This window comes from Streptomyces sp. NPDC020422, from assembly GCF_044386705.1.
Taxonomy (GTDB): Bacteria; Actinomycetota; Actinomycetes; order Streptomycetales; family Streptomycetaceae; genus Streptomyces.
The window spans coordinates 245674-261646 of the sequence record NZ_JBIRVJ010000003.1; the positions used below are offsets into that span (position 1 = coordinate 245674).

Consider the following 15973-nt stretch of genomic DNA (forward strand, 5'->3'; position numbering starts at 1 on the left):
CGGGCCTCCGGCGTTCGGACGGAGCGGAATCAGGCGTCGAAGACCTCCGAGACCAGCTGCGCCTGCTCGGCCTGGTGGCGCTTGGCCGAGCCGACCGCCGGGGACGAGGAGTGCGGGCGGGAGATCCGGCGCAGGCGCTCGCCCGCCGGGATGTCCGCGCCGACCGCCAGATCCAGGTGGTCGATCAGGTTGAGCGCGATGAACGGCCAGGCACCCTGGTTCGCCGGCTCCTCCTGGGCCCAGATGTACTTCGCCGCGTTGGGGTACTTGGCGATCTCGGCCTGGAGCTCGGCACCCGGCAGCGGGTACAGGCGCTCGAGGCGGATGAGCGCGGTCTCCGTGTCGCCGCGCTTCTGACGCTCGGCGTCGAGGTCGTAGTAGACCTTGCCGGCGCAGAAGACGACCTTGCGGACGTCGGCCGGGTTGACCGTCTCGTCGCCGATCACCGGGCGGAAGCCGCCGGTGGTGAACTCCTCGACCTTCGACGCCGCGGCCTTCAGACGCAGCATCGACTTCGGGGTGAAGACGATGAGCGGCTTGTGGTGCGGGTTGTGCACCTGCCAGCGCAGGAGGTGGAAGTAGTTCGACGGCAGCGTCGGCATGGCGACCGTCATGTTGTCCTGGGCGCACATCTGCAGGAAGCGCTCCGGGCGCGCGGACGAGTGGTCCGGGCCCTGGCCCTCGTAGCCGTGCGGCAGCAGCAGGGTGACGCCGGAGGTCTGGCCCCACTTCTGCTCGGCCGAGGAGATGAACTCGTCGACGACGGTCTGCGCGCCGTTGACGAAGTCACCGAACTGGGCCTCCCAGATGACCAGCGAGTCCGGGCGCTCCAGCGAGTAGCCGTACTCGAAGCCCATCGCCGCGTACTCGCTGAGCAGCGAGTCGTAGACGTTGAAGTGGGCCTGGTCCTCGGACAGGTAGAGCAGCGGGGTGTAGTCCTCGCCGGTCTCCTGGTCCACCAGCACCGCGTGGCGCTGGCCGAAGGTGCCGCGGCGGGAGTCCTGGCCCGACAGGCGGACCGCGGTGCCCTCCATCAGCAGCGAGCCGATGGCGAGGGTCTCGCCGAAGCCCCAGTCGATGGTGCCGTCGTCGATCGAGGCGGCACGGCGCTGCATCTGCGGCAGCAGACGCGGGTGGACCGTGATCCGCTCCGGGATGTTGACCTGCGACTCGGCGATCCGCTTCACGACCTCCGCGGAGACCGCCGTGGTGACGGCGACCGGGAACTCCGGGCGCGCGTCCGGGACCTGCGGGGAGACGGGGGCGGAGGTGGCCTCGCGGACCTCCGCGAAGACCTTCTCCAGCTGGCCCTGGAAGTCCTGCAGCGCCTGCTCGGCCTCTTCCAGCGTGATGTCGCCGCGACCGATGAGCGACTCGGTGTACAGCTTGCGCACCGAGCGCTTCTTGTCGATCAGGGTGTACATCTGCGGGTTGGTGAACTGCGGGTTGTCGCCCTCGTTGTGACCGCGGCGGCGGTAGCAGATGAGGTCGATCACGACGTCCTTGTTGAACGTCTGGCGGAACTCGAAGGCGAGCCGCGCGACGCGGACCACGGCCTCCGGGTCGTCGCCGTTCACGTGGAAGATCGGCGCCTCGATCATGCGGGCCACGTCGGTCGCGTACATCGAGGAACGCGAGGACTCCGGGGCGGCGGTGAAGCCGACCTGGTTGTTGATGACGACGTGGACCGTGCCGCCGGTGCGGTAGCCGCGCAGCTGCGACATGTTGAGCGTCTCGGCCACGACGCCCTGGCCCGCGAAGGCCGCGTCGCCGTGCAGGGCGATCGGCAGGACGGTGAAGTCCGTGCCGCCCTTGTTGATGACGTCCTGCTTGGCGCGGACGACACCCTCCACGACGGGGTCGACCGCCTCCAGGTGGGAGGGGTTGGCGACCAGGGAGACCTTGATCTGCTCGCCGTCGAGACCGGTGAAGGTGCCCTGGGCGCCCAGGTGGTACTTGACGTCGCCGGAGCCGTGCATCGACTTCGGGTCGAGGTTGCCCTCGAACTCGCGGAAGATCTGCGCGTACGACTTGCCGACGATGTTCGCCAGGACGTTCAGGCGGCCGCGGTGGGCCATGCCGATGACGACCTCGTCGAGGCGGGACTCGGCGGCGGAGTCGATGACCGCGTCGAGCAGCGGGATGACGGACTCGCCGCCCTCCAGCGAGAAGCGCTTCTGGCCGACGTACTTGGTCTGCAGGAAGGTCTCGAAGGCCTCCGCCGAGTTCAGCCGGCGCAGGATGCGCAGCTGCTCCTCGCGCTCCACGCGGGCGTGCGGGCGCTCCACGCGGTCCTGGATCCACTTGCGCTGCTTCGGGTCCTGGATGTGCATGAACTCGATGCCGGTGGTGCGGCAGTACGAGTCGCGGAGCACGCCGAGGATGTCGCGGAGCTTCATCATCGACTTGCCGGCGAAGCCGCCGACCGCGAACTCGCGCTCCAGGTCCCACAGGGTGAGGCCGTGCTCGGTGATGTCCAGGTCGGGGTGCTTGCGCTGCTTGTACTCCAGCGGGTCGGTGTCGGCCATGACGTGGCCGCGGACCCGGTAGGAGTGGATGAGCTCGAAGACGCGCGCGGCCTTGGTGACGTCGTCGTCGTGCGAGGCGTCGATGTCCTTGAGCCAGCGGACCGGCTCGTAGGGGATGCGCAGCGACTTGAAGACGTCGTCGTAGAAGCCGTCCTCGCCGAGGAGGAGGTTGGCGACGATCCGCAGGAACTCGCCGGAGGCGGCGCCCTGGATGACCCGGTGGTCGTAGGTCGACGTGAGCGTCATGACCTTCGAGATGCCCAGCTTGTTCAGGGTGTCCTGGGAGGTGCCCTGGAACTCGGCCGGGTAGTCCATCGAGCCGACGCCCATGATGACCGACTGCCCGGGCATCAGACGCGGCACGGAGTGGACGGTGCCGAGGCCGCCGGGGTTGGTCAGGGAGACCGTGACGCCGGTGAAGTCCTCCATCGTCAGCTTGCCGACGCGGGCGCGCTTGACGATGTCCTCGTAGGCCTGCCAGAACTCGAAGAAGTTCAGGGTCTCGGCCTTCTTGATGCCGGCGACGACGAGCTGGCGGTCGCCGTTGGGCTTCACCAGGTCGATCGCGAGGCCGAAGTTCACGTGCTCCGGCTTGACCAGGGTCGGCTTGCCGTCCTTCTCCGCGTAGGAGTAGTTCATCGCCGGCATGGCCTTGATGGCCTGCACCATCGCGTAGCCGATGAGGTGGGTGAAGGAGATCTTCCCGCCCCGGGCGCGCTTCAGATGGTTGTTGATGACGATGCGGTTGTCGAAGAGCAGCTTCACCGGGACGGCGCGGACGGACGTGGCCGTCGGCATCTCCAGCGAGGCGTTCATGTTCTTCGCGACCGCGGCGGCGGGACCGCGCAGGGTGACCAGCTCGGGGCCGGCGGGGGCCTCCGTGGCCTCCTTGGCCTTGGCCGGGGCCGGAGCCGCGGCGGCGGGCTTCGCGGGGGCCGGGGCCGGGGCGGGCGCCGCGGGAGCCGCCGGGGCGGGCTTCACGGGAGCCGGGGCCGGAGCGGGCACCGAGGCGGCCGGAGCGGCCGGAGCGGCGGCAGGCGCGGCCTGTGCGGGGCCCGTCTGCGTGCTCGGCGCCGGGGTGGTGGCGGCCGGGGCGGCGGGGGTCTCCGCGGCACCGGGCTTGTAGTCGGCGAAGAAGTCCCACCAGGCACGATCGACCGAATTCGGGTCCTGGAGGTACTGCTGGTAGATCTCGTCGACGAGCCACTCATTGGCACCGAAGGCGGTAGCAGGGGACTTCCCCTGCCCGTCTTGGTCGGTCGGGGAGCTCGGGGTACTGGGGGACTGAGACGACACGGCGGCAACCGCCCTCTTCCGCTTCACAAGGTGATGGACAGCGGAAATAAAGGCTACGCCTCCCTGGCCGGGAGGTGCAGGCCGGGCACTCCAACGTCGCGCAAGTCACACTTGACGAGGTGTTTCGGTGCCGTGAATGGCGGGAAACAATCGGGGTTCCGGCCTTGTGCGGGTACGGGAAAGCGCGGATGCGGCCCCCCTGGGCTGCATCCACGTACACGTACACGCAGAACGTCTTCTTCCGGTTCGAACCCTACGTCAATCCCGTGGGGGAAGGCTGCCCGGAAGAGTGAGCCTGATGCGGCATCCACGTGACGATTCGGCCACACCGATGTGGCCACCGTGCAGATCCACCGCCCACCGCGCGATCGCGAGGCCGAGCCCCGTCCCGCCGTCGCTGCCCGGGCCCTGCTGGGCCGGGACCGTGCCCCGGTTGAAGCGCTCGAAGACCTTGTGCCGCTCCGACTCCGGAATGCCCGGGCCCTCGTCCTCGACCTCCAGCTCCAGGGAGTCGGGGAACGGCCCGCGCCGGGCGCGTACGGTCACACGCCCGTGCGGCGGGGAGTGCTTCACCGCGTTGTCGATCAGGTTCGCCATCACCTGGTGCAGCCGCTCGGCGTCGGCGAACGCGGTCAGCTCCGGCGGCGACACGTCCAGGTGCAGATGCACGTCCGTACGGTTGTGCAGCCCCGAGCTGGTGGTCAGACCGCGCTGGGAGGCCGCCAGGTTCGCCTCCCGGAGCACCCCCGAGAGATACGGCCAGACCTCGAAGCGGCGCGTCCTGAGCGTGACGACACCGTTGTCGAGCCGTGACAGGTCGAGCAGCGTCTCCACCAGCCGGCCCAGCCGCTCGGTCTGCTTCAGGGCCGTCCGCATCGTCTCCGGGTCGGCCTCGGACACCCCGTCCACGACGTTCTCCAGGACCGCGCGGAGCGCCGCGATGGGGGTGCGCAGCTCGTGCGAGACGTTGGCGACCAGCTCCTTGCGGTGCCGCTCCACCGCCTCCAGGTCGTCCGCCATGCGGTTGATCGTCAGCGCGAGGTCGCCCAGCTCGTCGCGGCGGTCCGCGCCGCGCACCCGGCGGCTGAAGTCGCCGCGCGAGATCGAGCCGGCCACCGTGTTCATCTCGTCCAGCGGCGCCGTCAGCGACTGCGCCACGAACTGGGTGATCAGCAGCGTCGCGATCATCGCGAAGATCGTGATGTAGCGGAACTCGGTCGAGGTGCGGATCGCCACGAGCGCCAGGCAGGAGGTCAGCAGGACCGCCCCGACCACCAGCGCGCCCAGCTTGGTCTTGATCGAGATCACTATCCGGCGCCGCTCCCGCGAGGGGCGGGGCCCGGCGTCCCGCCGCGGCCGGCTCACGGCGCCGGGGTCTCCAGCGCGTAGCCGACGCCGTGGACGGTACGGATGCGCTCGGCGCCGATCTTCCGGCGCAGCGCCTTGATGTGGCTGTCCACGGTCCGGGTGCCGGAGGCGTCCGCCCAGTCCCACACCTCCGCGAGCAGCTGCTCCCGGGAGAGCACCGCGCGCGGGGTGTTCGCCAGGCAGACCAGCAGGTCGAACTCGGTGGGCGTCAGGTGCACGTCCTCGGCCCTGACCCGGACCCGGCGCTGCGCGTGGTCGATCTCCAGCTCGCCCAGGCGCAGGATGCCGCTGCGCGGGGTGACGGCCGCGAGCGCGGCCCGCTCGACCCGGCGCAGCAGGACGTGCACCCGGGCGGCCAGCTCGCGCATCGAGAACGGCTTCGTCATGTAGTCGTCGGCGCCGACGCCGAGGCCGACCAGCATGTCCGTCTCGTCGTCACGCGCGGTGAGCATGAGGACCGGGACGGGGCGCTGGGCCTGGACCCGGCGGCAGACCTCCAGGCCGTCGAATCCGGGCAGCATCACGTCGAGGACCATCAGGTCCGGCTGCCAGGCCTCGGCGGCGTCGACGGCCGCGGGGCCGTCGGTCGCGGTCTGCACGAGGAAGCCCTCGGCGCGCAGTCTCGCGGAGATCGCCTCCACGATCGTGGTGTCGTCCTCGACGACAAGGACGCGCCGCTGGGCCCCCGGAGTGGTCGCCGCACCGTGGTGAGTGGTGTGTGTCTGCTCCATTGCCCCGCCTCGCGTCGCCGATGTCGGTGCAGCAGCCTAGAGGTACCGGCGGTGTCACGGCTACGCAGGCCTGATGCCGAGGTGGACGACGTCGGGGACGCCCCGGGCAACGGGGATCTCTTCGGTCCGTACCCCGCTGAATCCGGCATTCCGCAACGACTCTTCGAAATCGGCGGAGGGCCGGGCCGACCACACGGCGAGGATTCCGCCCGGGTTCAGCCGGGCCGCGCAGTCCGCCAATCCCCGTGCGGAGTAAAGGGATTCGTTGTCCTCGGTGACGGTCCAGTCGGGCCCGTTGTCGATGTCCAGGCAGAGGGCGTCGTAGGTGTCGGGGGTGGTGCGGAGGTAGTCCACGAGGTCCGTGTGCAGGATCACGGTGCGTTCGTCGCCGAGGGCCCGGCCCGAGATGGCGGCGAGCGGTCCGGACCGGTGCCAGTCGATCACCGCCTCCTCGCGCTCCGCCACGGCGATCCGTCCCCAGCGCGGGTCCTCGGCCGCGTGGGCCAGCGAGAAGCCGACGCCCAGGCCGCCGATCAGCACCGCGGGGCCCGAGGCGCGGACCGGCTCGGGCAGCGCCGCCATCGCCGCGTCGATCAGGAGGCGCTCCGAGCGTCCGTCGGAGGTGTCCATCAGGAAGGTGCCGTTGGCGATGATCTCGTAGTGCTCCGCGCGTCGTCGCAGGACGACTTCTCCGTACGGTCCCTCGCGGCGGTCGAGGGTGACGGGGGTGTTCATGGTCACGCTCCGTGGCTCGATGCATACGGGTTGCCCGGCCATCCTCGCGAAGGACGGACGGCCGGGACAAACGCGTTGTGCGCTCGGTGGCGGGAATGCGCCCGCGGACGGGGGCGTCGCTACGGCCGCGGGACCTCGTGCCGCACGTACTGCTCGACCCGGTTCAGCGTCCGGCGGGCGTCCACGGGGGTGCCGTAGGTGCGGTCCCAGGTGATCGGGGCGACCGTGACATGGCCCTTGTCGAGCAGCCAGGTCGAGTCCGCGTCGGCGCGGCCCTCCGTGCACTCGTCCGGGTCGCTGTCCTCCTGGCCGCACAGGCCGAGCGCGATGTCGAACTGGTCGCCCGTGCCGCGCTGCTCGAAGGCGTGGTAGACCACGGCGGCGTCGCCGACGCGCGTCCACACCGGGGACTCGGCCCGCTGTCCGGCGCTGACGTCCGGGTAGTCGACCTTGAGGGCGAAGTCCGGGGTGAGCAGGGAGCGGGCCCTGAGGCCGGCCACCAGTCGGGCGCCGAACTCGGCGCCCGCGCGGTAGTTCCCGCGCGGGAAGTACACGGCGCTGTCGTCGCCGGAGGAGGAGAAGGCGATGGCCGGAACGCCCTGGTCGATCGCGGCGACGGCGGCGCCGACCGTGCCGGAGTCGTTGACGCTCGCGGAGACGTTCGGGCCGGAGTTGATGCCGGTGAGGACGAGGTCCGGGGCTTCCTTCCAGCCGGCCTTCGCTCTCAGGCCGCCGCGCAGGGCGAGCTTGACCGTGTCGGCGGGGGTGGCGCTCGGGGTGTCCTTGCCGCAGGGGCCCGCGGAGAGGCAGACGCCGAAGACGGCGCCCTGGGCGGGGGCGCCGGAGCAGTCGCCCTCGTAGCCGGCGGGCAGGTCGGTGCGCCGCTGGGCGGTGACCACGCCCCCGTTGGTGACGGCGGTGCCCTTGCCCGACTGGACCTGCCAGGGGGCCATCACGACGACGTCGGCCCCGGCGGCGCACATCGCGCGGCGCAGCTCGTACAGGCCGAGGCCGTCGGAGTTGCTCGTCTTGGCGGCCTGCATCGAGTCGTCGTTGGAGATCAGGATCCGCAGACCGGCGAGGGGCTTGTCGGCGGCGCCCGCGGGGCCGGGGGTCGCGGCGTAGGCGGTGGCGCCGGCGGCGACCAGCGCGGCTGCCGCGGTGACGAGGGCGAGGTGCTTGCGCATGGGCCATTCCTTCATGTGCATGACAGCTGACCGGGTGGAGGGGATCCGGGGCCCTGCCCCCCACGGGAGGGCCCCGGATCGTGAGCGGGCCGTCGTCAGGGACGACCCGCGGTCTGGGGGTACGGGGGCCCGGCCCCGCCCGTCGGCGCTACAGCGTCAGGCCGTGGCCGTACGGGAAGACCGGGTCCACCGTGTCGTTCGGGACGTCCGGCCGGGAGGCCGCCACCGCCGCCATGGAGCGCGGCAGCTCGAAGGGCAGGCGCCCCTCCGGCTTCGCCCGGCCGAAGACCACGTCGAGCAGGGCCTCGTCGCTCGCCCCGTAGTCGGCGATCAGGGCCGCCGCGTGCTCGGCGATCTCGGGGAGGACGGCCGGCCGCTCCAGGTGGACGCAGACCACGGTCGGGGTGGCTTTCAGGAGCGCGAGGATCCGGGTCAGCTCCGGCTCGGGGAAGGCCAGCGAACCGGAGTGGAAGTACGACTCGAACCTGTTGGCCCGCTCCTCGTACGGCGTGCGCAGGCGCAGGACGGCCAGGTCGGCGCCGTCGGGCGTCTCGGCGAGCTCGCCGTAGGCCGCCGCGACGGCCGGGTCGACGTTCTCCACGTACAGCCGGGGCTTCCCGTCCAGGGGGAGGGGGCCGTCGGTGAGGACCGTCAGGGAGCGGCGCTGGGCGGCCGCCCCGAGGGCGGTGAAGTCGGCACGGCCGACGGTCGCCTCGGCCTCGTCGGGGTCCACGTAGCGGCGCTCGTCGAAGAGGCCGAGGACGAACTTCTCGCGGAGCAGACGGCGTACGGAGGCGTCGATCCGCGCCTCGGGGACCCGGCCGGACTCCACCAGGGCGACGATCACCTCCGGGCACTGCTCGCCGCCGAACTGGTCGGCGCCCGCGTCGAGCGCCTTCGCGGCGCGCTCGGCCACGCCCAGGTGCTCCACGCCCCAGGCCCGCGCCTCGTGGACCTCGCCGAAGATCTCGGCGTCGTTGAGCCGTCCCCAGTCGGTGCAGACGATTCCGGTGAAGCCGAGCTCCTCGCGCAGGAGGGTGTGGACGACGCCGCGGTTGAAACCGAAGCCGACCTCCTCCCAGTCGGTCCCGACGGGCTGCCCGTAGTACGGCATCATCTGCGCGCAGCCGGCCGCGATGGCGGCCTTGAACGGCTCCAGGTGCAGCTCGCGCATGCCGCCGGGGTAGATCTGCTCCTTGCCGTGCGGGAAGTGCGGGTCCTCGCCGTCCTTCTGCGGGCCCCCGCCCGGGAAGTGCTTGACCATCGCGGCGACGGAGTCCGGGCCGAGCCGCTCGCCCTGCAGACCGAGGACGTAGGCCCTGACCAGCTCGGACGTCAGCTTCGCGTCGGAGCCGAAGGTGCCGGACTGGCGGGACCAGCGGGGCTCGGTGGCGAGGTCGATCTGCGGGTGCAGGGCGGTGCGGAAGCCGACCGAGAGGTACTCGCGGCGCACCGTGTCGGCGAAGCGGAAGACCAGCTCCGGGTCGCGGACCGCGGCGAGGCCGAGCGCCTCGGGCCAGGCGGAGAAGGCGCCGGAGTTGAAGGAGGCGCCGATGTTGTCGGTGAAGGCGTGCCGGGGGTCGGTGGAGAGCGAGACCGGGATGCCGAGCCGGGTGGCGGCGGCCATCTCCTGGAGCGCGTTGTGCCACCGGGCCATCTCGCGGGCGCCGTAGGTGCCGAGCAGGTTGAAGTGGGTCAGCCCGCGGCCCTCGACGAGCTCCGGGGTGGTGAGGTCCTGCATCTCGTGGCCGGGGTCGGTCACGGGGGTGCCGTCCGGGTTCATCACCAGCATCGAGTGGAAGAGCTGTCCGGCCTTCTCCGCCAGGGTCATGCGGGAGAGGAGGTCCTCGACGCGCTCGGCGACCGGGCGGCTGGGGTCCTGATAGGGGTGCATGTCCGCGTACCTGCTTACTTCCGACGGGCGGCCCGCACAGGCTAAGCGCGAAAACCGAGTACCCACTAGGTTTGTGTGATGTGACCTGGATCACGCGGAAACGGGCTCCTCCGGGGGCACGGCTAGGGTGGGTCCATGCCGGAGAACGAGGGGCGGGCCGCTCGCAAAAGCGCAGGCCGGGGCAGCTACGCGGTCGGCGACGCACGCCGTCGCAAGATCCTGGACACCGCCGTGGAGCACTTCGGGCGCTGGGGCTTCCACGCCTCCTCGCTCGCGCGGATCGCCCACGACTGCGGCATCACCCAGGGCGGGCTCCTGCACCACTTCCGCAGCAAGGAGGACCTGCTGCTCTCCGTGCTGGCGCAGAGCGAGGAGCACGACGTGGAGCGGCTCTTCAGCGAGGAGCCGGAGTCCTACGCCGCGTACGTGGACACGCTCGTGGGCCTGGTCGAGGACAACACCAGGCGGCCCGGGATCGTGCGCATGTTCAACGTCCTGGTCGGCGAGTCCGGCAACGTCGGGCATCCCGCCCACGCGTACTTCCGGGAGCGTTACGCGCGCGTGCTCCGGCACACCGTCGAGCTCCTGGAGGCGTGCGTCGAGAGCGGTGAGCTGCGGGCCGGGATCGACTGCCGCGCGGTCGGCCAGGAGCAGCTCGCCGTCATGGACGGGCTCCAGATCCAGTGGGCCCTCGACCCCGGGGCGATGGACATGCCGGGGCGGGTGCGGGAGTTCCTGCGGCGGCAGTACGAGGAGATCCGGGCCTGACGCGGGTCAGGGCGCGGTCGGCGGGCCGCCGCCGGGGAGGGCCTTGAAGACCCGGTCGAGGGCCGGCGGGCGCTCGCCGTCACCGGCGACGACCAGGTGGTGGGCGTACGTGACGTAGTACTGGAACCCGTCGGCGATCGGTGCTCCGGTCGGCCGGTCGGGGACCTTCGCGTAGGCCGGGTCCTCCAGGGCGGCGCGCAGCTCGGCGACCTCCGCGCGGGTCATCCGCCCGCTCCTGGGCGGCTTGGTGCCGGAGCGGGTGGTGTAAGCGCCGTCGTACTGCACGACCAGCTTGTTGTCGACGCCCGCGAGGCCGCCGTTGACCACCACCTCGACCAGGACCTCCTGGGGGGCGGGTTCGGCGCTGCCCGTCGGTGGCGCCGTCGTCGTGGGGGCGGGCGGGGCCGTCGCCGTCGGGCCGGACGGGGTGGCGGGGGCCTGGTTGCAGCCCGTCACGGCGACCACCGCGGCCAGCACCGCGGCGGCCCCGTACCTCACGCCGTACCGCTTTCCGCTCTCCATGGACCGAGCATGCCCGCTCGGCCTCCTCCGTGCAGCCGGAACCGCTCAAGCGGTGCGCACGATCCCCGTCAGGGGGCCGCGGTAGTACCAGTCGAGCGAGTCGTACAGCGCCATCCCGTCCGCGGTCGCCGCGAGGACGCCGGTCCGCGCGCCCGCCTGGGCGGCGGCGGCCTCCAGGGTGCGCATGACGTTGGCCCCGAGGCCCCGGCGGCGGTGGGCGGGGTCCGTCTCGATCTGGTCGGCGACCGCCGTCGCCCCGGTCGGCGCGATCTGACCGCGGGCGGCGAGGGTGCCGTCCGCGGCGAGGATCCGGACCCGGATCACCCCCTCGCGCGTCTCCGTCGTCCGCGCGTACCCCTCCGGCGGCGCCGGCCGGGCCGCGGGGTCCAGCTCCTTGGTCATCATGAACCCGGGGTCGTCCGGGATGGTCCACCCCTCGGTGATCCAGGAGGCGGCCTCCTCGGGCGCCGCCATCACCTTGAGCCAGGCGTACGGCTCGGTGATCCCCGCGCACAGCCGGCCCACGGAGGCCGCGTCCGGGTGCGGCAGCACATGGCGGAAGGGGTGCGTGGGCTGCCCCACCTCGATCCGGTAACCCCAGGGCTCGACGACGGCGGGCGGGGTGCCCCGGGAGACCGTCCAGCCGGCGACCCAGGACGATGTAATGGCTGCAATATCCATAGGGGCATTACATCGCCTGTTCACGGGGCGGGTGGGAGTGATCGCTGAGAGCGAACAAGGGGAGGGGAACATTCGTGGGCTCACGTGCATTGAGTCCATACAGCTCAACTTGACTGCCGAAGGGGAGATCATGGCTTCTGAGTCCATGGCGTCCGCGCCGCTCACTCTGCCTGTGCTGCCGCTCGACGACGAGGTCGTGCTGCCTGGAATGGTGGTGCCGCTCGACCTGTCCGACAACGACGTCCGGGCCGCCGTCGAGGCCGCCCAGGCCGCCGCCCGCGGTGGTACGGGCAAGCCCAGGGTGCTGCTCGTGCCCCGGGTGGACGGCACCTACGCCGGGACCGGTGTGCTCGGCACCGTCGAGCAGGTCGGCCGGCTGTCCGACGGCGACCCCGGCGCGCTCATCCGCGGTCGCGGCCGCGTCAGGATCGGCGCCGGCACGACCGGACCCGGCGGGGCCCTGTGGGTCGAGGGCACCGTCGTCGAGGAGACCCTGCCCGACCCGCTGCCCGGCTCCGTGACCGAACTGGTCAAGGAGTACAAGGCCCTGGCCACCACCTGGCTCAAGAAGCGCGGCGCCTGGCAGGTCGTCGACCGCGTCCAGCAGATCGACGGCGTCGGCGCCCTCGCCGACAACTCCGGCTACTCGCCCTTCCTCACCGTCGAGCAGAAGGTCGAACTCCTGGAGACCGCCGACCCGGTCGCCCGCCTCAGGCTCGCCACCGCGCAGCTGCGCGACCACCTGGCCGAGCAGGACGTCGCCGAGACCATCGCCAAGGACGTCCAGGAGGGCGTCGACAAGCAGCAGCGCGAGTTCCTGCTGCGCCGTCAGCTCGAAGCCGTCCGCAAGGAGCTGCGCGAGCTCAACGGCGAGAGCGAGGGCGACGAGTCCGACGACTACCGGGCCCGGGTGGAGGCCGCCGACCTCCCGGAGAAGGTGCGCGAGGCCGCCCTCAAGGAGGTCGAGAAGCTGGAGCGGTCGAGCGACCAGTCGCCCGAGGGCTCCTGGATCCGCACCTGGCTCGACACCGTCCTCGAACTGCCCTGGAACGAGCGCACCGAGGACGCGTACGACATCCAGGGCGCCAAGGCGGTCCTGGACGCCGAGCACGCGGGCCTGGAGGACGTGAAGGAGCGGATCACCGAGTACCTGGCGGTGCGCAAGCGGCGCGCCGAGCGCGGCCTCGGGGTCGTCGGCGGCCGGCGCGGCGGCGCCGTCCTCGCCCTCGTCGGCCCGCCCGGCGTCGGCAAGACCTCGCTGGGCGAGTCCGTCGCGCACGCGATGGGGCGCACGTTCGTGCGCGTCGCGCTCGGCGGCGTCCGCGACGAGGCCGAGATCCGCGGCCACCGGCGCACCTACGTGGGCGCCCTGCCCGGCCGGATCGTCCGCGCCATCAAGGAGGCCGGGTCCATGAACCCGGTGGTCCTGCTCGACGAGATCGACAAGGTCGGCTCCGACTACCGCGGCGACCCCGCGGCGGCCCTCCTCGAGGTCCTCGACCCCGCGCAGAACCACACCTTCCGCGACCACTACCTGGAGGTCGAACTCGACCTGAGCGACGTGGTCTTCCTCGCCACCGCCAACGTCCTCGAAGCCATCCCCGAGGCCCTGCTCGACCGCATGGAGCTCGTCAGGCTCGACGGCTACACCGAGGACGAGAAGGTCGTCATCGCCCGCGACCACCTGCTGCCCCGGCAGCTGGAGAAGGCCGGCCTCGAGCCGGGCGAGGTCGTCCTGGAAGAGGCGGCGCTGCGCAGGCTCGCCGGCGAGTACACCCGCGAGGCGGGCGTCCGCACCCTGGAGCGCTCCCTCGCGCGGCTGCTGCGCAAGGTGGCGGCCCAGCACGAACTGGGCGACCGGGAACTGCCGTTCACGATCGGCCCGGACGAGCTGCGCGGCCTCATCGGACGCCCGCACCACGTGCCGGAGTCGGCGCAGGACCCCGCCGAGCGCCGCACGTCCGTGCCCGGTGTCGCCACCGGCCTGGCCGTGACCGGGGCGGGCGGCGACGTCCTCTTCGTCGAGGCCTCGCTCGCCGACCCGGAGACGGGCGCGGCGGGGCTCACGCTCACCGGCCAGCTGGGCGACGTGATGAAGGAGTCCGCGCAGATCGCGCTCTCCTTCCTCCGCTCGCACGGCGCCGAACTGGAGCTGCCCGTCACCGGTCTCAAGGACCGCGGCGTGCACATCCACTTCCCGGCGGGCGCTGTCCCGAAGGACGGGCCGAGCGCGGGCATCACGATGACCACCGCCCTCGCCTCGCTGCTCTCGGGCCGCCTGGTCCGCACGGACGTCGCGATGACGGGTGAGGTCTCCCTGACCGGCCGGGTGCTCCCGATCGGCGGCCTGAAGCAGAAGCTGCTGGCCGCGCACCGGGCGGGCATCACGACGGTCGTGATCCCCAAGCGGAACGAGGCCGACCTGGACGACGTCCCGGCCGAGATCCTGGAGAAGCTGGAGGTCCACCCGGTGACGGACGTCCGGCAGGTCCTGGAGATCGCCCTCACCCCGGCGGAGGTCGCGGTGAGCGCGGCGGCCTGACGGCCGTCCGGCACGCAACGGCGGTAAGGCGCCCTTCCTTTCGGGAGGGCGCCCCACCGCCGTTGTCAGTGCCGGCTGCCATGCTGCGGGACATGGACGAGAAGGCCTTCTGGGCGCTGATGGGGGAGCTGCGGACCCGGCCGGGTTCGCGGGAGGAGCGGCTCGCGTGGCTGCGGGGGGAGCTGGTGCGGGGGGAGGCGGACGGCTGCGTGGCCTTCCAGACACGGCTGGAGGAGGTCCATCACCGGGCCTACCGGGCCGACTTGTGGTCTGCGGCCGGGCGGATCCTGGGCGGCTCGTGCTCCGACGACGCATTCCACTGCTTCCGGCTGTGGCTGGTGGGTCTCGGGCGCGAGGTGTTCGAAGAGGCGCTGCTGTCCCCCGACAGCCTGGCGGGGGTGCCCGAGGTGCTGTGGCTCGCGGGGCGGAGCGCCGGCTCCTGGTGCGAGGCGGAGGAGTGGCCCGAGTGGGAGGAGCTGGACTACGTGGCGGCGGACGCCTACGAGGAGCTGACGGGGGTGGCGGACGAGGGGGAGGCCTTCTACGACGCGCTCGACGCGGCCCAGGGCGGCGACGCCCCCGACCCGGAGGCGCCGCCGCGCGGAGAGCCGCTGGAGGACGCCGGGACGCCCCGGCTCGCCGCCCTCTTCCCGGCCGGGGCCGATCCGGCCTAGGCCTCGCCGGACTCGCCGCGGCGCCGGGCCAGCAGGACGCTGCCCGCGCCGAAGGCGGCGATCGCGCCGGCGCCCGCGAGGGCGAGCGGGAGGGGGGAGGCGGGCGCGTCGGCGGTGTCGGCGGAGAGGGCGGGGGGCTGCTCGTCGCCGCCGTGGCCCGCGTGGCTCACGGTGGAGAGCCGCGCGCCCGCGGCGAGCTCGGCCTCGGTGGGGGCCTCGGCCTTGAGGGCGGTGGCGCCGGCGGTGCCGAAGGTGACGTCCGAGCAGCTGTAGAAGGCCTCGGGGCTGTCGTTGCGCTGCCACACCATGTAGACGATGTGGCGGCCGGAGCGCGTGGGGAGGGTGCCGTTGAAGGCGTAGTAGCCGTCGGTGGCCGTGCGGGTGGTGTTGTAGACCGCGACGGGGGTGGTGTCGAGGTCGGACCACTTCAGGGGCCGGGTCGGGTCGAAGCCCTGCTTGGTGATGTACATCGTCATCGTGCCGGAGTGCGCCGCGGTGGCCCGGATGCGGAAGCCGAAGGCGCCGGGAGCGACGGCGGTGGCCGGCCAGTCGGTGCGGGCCCAGTCGAGGGCACGGTACTTCTCGCGGTTGGCCGAGCAGAGCTTGCCGTCCGGGATCAGCGCCTGGTGGTGCCCGTCGGCGTTGGCGATGTTGACCTCGTTCCAGTCGTAGAGCGGCTGGGTGCCGGAGTCGGCGACGAGGTCCTTGCAGACCTGCGACTTGGGGGTCTCGGGACCCTCCGCGTAACAGGCGGCGACCCTGCTGACCGGATTGAACACGGCGCCGTGGGCGCTCGCCGCGGTGGGGGTGAGGGGAACGAGCGCGGCGGCGGTGAGGGCGGTCGCGGCGGCGGCGCGACGGGAGCGGGAGGTCGTGATGCGGGGCATGGGGGAGCTCTCTCTCGTGCGTGGGGGAGTACGGGACGAGCAACGGGCTTGCGGCGCACGCGAGTTGCGGATCGCGCGACGCCGACCCGAGGGTCGCATTGGTCCATACCAATGGGCAAGGGGTGCGTCCGAGAAAGCCAAGGCAGCGCAAAGCGGCGGG

12 protein-coding genes are annotated in these 15973 nt (G+C 72.1%); 3 read left to right on the forward strand and 9 right to left on the reverse strand.

Annotated elements, in window-relative coordinates; genetic code table 11:
- Positions 1-29: 29 nt before the first annotated feature.
- The 6 genes from ACH414_RS08630 to ACH414_RS08655 form a co-directional block, all read right to left on the reverse strand.
- Positions 30-3824: a multifunctional oxoglutarate decarboxylase/oxoglutarate dehydrogenase thiamine pyrophosphate-binding subunit/dihydrolipoyllysine-residue succinyltransferase subunit gene (locus ACH414_RS08630; RefSeq protein WP_386565879.1), complete on the reverse strand. Its 3795-nt coding sequence runs from the start codon at positions 3822-3824 to the stop codon at positions 30-32.
- 258 nt (positions 3825-4082) lie between these two features.
- Positions 4083-5189 carry an ATP-binding protein gene (locus ACH414_RS08635; protein WP_382537638.1) on the reverse strand — a complete coding sequence of 369 codons (1107 nt, stop codon included), beginning with the start codon at positions 5187-5189 and terminating at the stop codon, positions 4083-4085.
- A complete protein-coding gene (locus ACH414_RS08640) occupies positions 5186-5923 on the reverse strand; it encodes a response regulator transcription factor (protein WP_382537641.1) in 738 nt (245 codons plus the stop codon). Before ACH414_RS08640 ends, ACH414_RS08635 begins: the two co-directional genes overlap by 4 nt.
- 60 nt (positions 5924-5983) lie before the next feature.
- Positions 5984-6658, reverse strand: coding sequence for a spermidine synthase (locus ACH414_RS08645; protein WP_382537644.1), 675 nt, complete (start codon positions 6656-6658; stop codon positions 5984-5986).
- 119 nt (positions 6659-6777) lie between these two features.
- Positions 6778-7845, reverse strand: coding sequence for a 5'/3'-nucleotidase SurE (surE, locus tag ACH414_RS08650; RefSeq protein WP_398941271.1), 1068 nt, complete (start codon positions 7843-7845; stop codon positions 6778-6780).
- 148 nt (positions 7846-7993) lie between these two features.
- Complete coding sequence (locus ACH414_RS08655) at positions 7994-9739, reverse strand: glycoside hydrolase family 3 protein (protein WP_398941273.1); 1746 nt, start codon at positions 9737-9739, stop codon at positions 7994-7996.
- Positions 9740-9874: 135 nt separating this feature from the next.
- Here ACH414_RS08655 and ACH414_RS08660 point away from each other — a divergent pair, with 135 nt between their 5' ends.
- Positions 9875-10507: a TetR/AcrR family transcriptional regulator gene (locus tag ACH414_RS08660; protein WP_382537649.1), complete on the forward strand. Its 633-nt coding sequence runs from the start codon at positions 9875-9877 to the stop codon at positions 10505-10507.
- Between the two features lie 6 nt (positions 10508-10513).
- Here ACH414_RS08660 and ACH414_RS08665 read toward each other — a convergent pair whose 3' ends face one another.
- Positions 10514-11029 (reverse strand): hypothetical protein, encoded by a 516-nt coding sequence (locus ACH414_RS08665; RefSeq protein ID WP_386565871.1) that lies wholly within the window; start codon positions 11027-11029, stop codon positions 10514-10516.
- Positions 11030-11074: 45 nt separating this feature from the next.
- Positions 11075-11710, reverse strand: a complete 636-nt coding sequence (locus ACH414_RS08670) for a GNAT family N-acetyltransferase (protein WP_382537654.1) — start codon at positions 11708-11710, stop codon at positions 11075-11077.
- Between the two features lie 130 nt (positions 11711-11840).
- Between ACH414_RS08670 and lon the strand changes: the two genes are divergently transcribed.
- Entirely contained in the window at positions 11841-14252 is a 2412-nt protein-coding gene (lon, locus tag ACH414_RS08675; protein ID WP_386565867.1) for an endopeptidase La, read from the forward strand.
- Between the two features lie 92 nt (positions 14253-14344).
- The gene (locus tag ACH414_RS08680; protein ID WP_398941274.1) at positions 14345-14926 is read left to right on the forward strand and encodes a DUF4240 domain-containing protein; all 582 of its coding nucleotides are present in this window, start codon (positions 14345-14347) and stop codon (positions 14924-14926) included.
- Here the strand turns inward: ACH414_RS08680 and ACH414_RS08685 are convergent.
- Positions 14923-15813 (reverse strand): lytic polysaccharide monooxygenase, encoded by an 891-nt coding sequence (locus ACH414_RS08685; protein WP_386565864.1) that lies wholly within the window; start codon positions 15811-15813, stop codon positions 14923-14925. The two genes, ACH414_RS08680 and ACH414_RS08685, sit on opposite strands and share 4 nt — an antisense overlap.
- Positions 15814-15973: the final 160 nt, after the last annotated feature.

Excerpts from the sequence above, each read along its gene's own strand:
- ACH414_RS08665 (WP_386565871.1), bottom strand. The coding sequence starts at position 11,029 with ATGGAGAGCGGAAAGCGGTACGGCGTGAGGTACGGGGCCGCCGCGGTG.
- lon (WP_386565867.1), top strand. The coding sequence starts at position 11,841 with ATGGCTTCTGAGTCCATGGCGTCCGCGCCGCTCACTCTGCCTGTGCTG.
- ACH414_RS08685 (WP_386565864.1), bottom strand. The coding sequence starts at position 15,813 with ATGCCCCGCATCACGACCTCCCGCTCCCGTCGCGCCGCCGCCGCGACC.
- ACH414_RS08660 (WP_382537649.1), top strand. The coding sequence starts at position 9,875 with ATGCCGGAGAACGAGGGGCGGGCCGCTCGCAAAAGCGCAGGCCGGGGC.
- surE (WP_398941271.1), bottom strand. The coding sequence starts at position 7,845 with ATGCGCAAGCACCTCGCCCTCGTCACCGCGGCAGCCGCGCTGGTCGCC.
- ACH414_RS08645 (WP_382537644.1), bottom strand. The coding sequence starts at position 6,658 with ATGAACACCCCCGTCACCCTCGACCGCCGCGAGGGACCGTACGGAGAA.
- ACH414_RS08680 (WP_398941274.1), top strand. The coding sequence starts at position 14,345 with ATGGACGAGAAGGCCTTCTGGGCGCTGATGGGGGAGCTGCGGACCCGG.
- ACH414_RS08670 (WP_382537654.1), bottom strand. The coding sequence starts at position 11,710 with ATGGATATTGCAGCCATTACATCGTCCTGGGTCGCCGGCTGGACGGTC.
- ACH414_RS08640 (WP_382537641.1), bottom strand. The coding sequence starts at position 5,923 with ATGGAGCAGACACACACCACTCACCACGGTGCGGCGACCACTCCGGGG.
- ACH414_RS08655 (WP_398941273.1), bottom strand. The coding sequence starts at position 9,739 with ATGCACCCCTATCAGGACCCCAGCCGCCCGGTCGCCGAGCGCGTCGAG.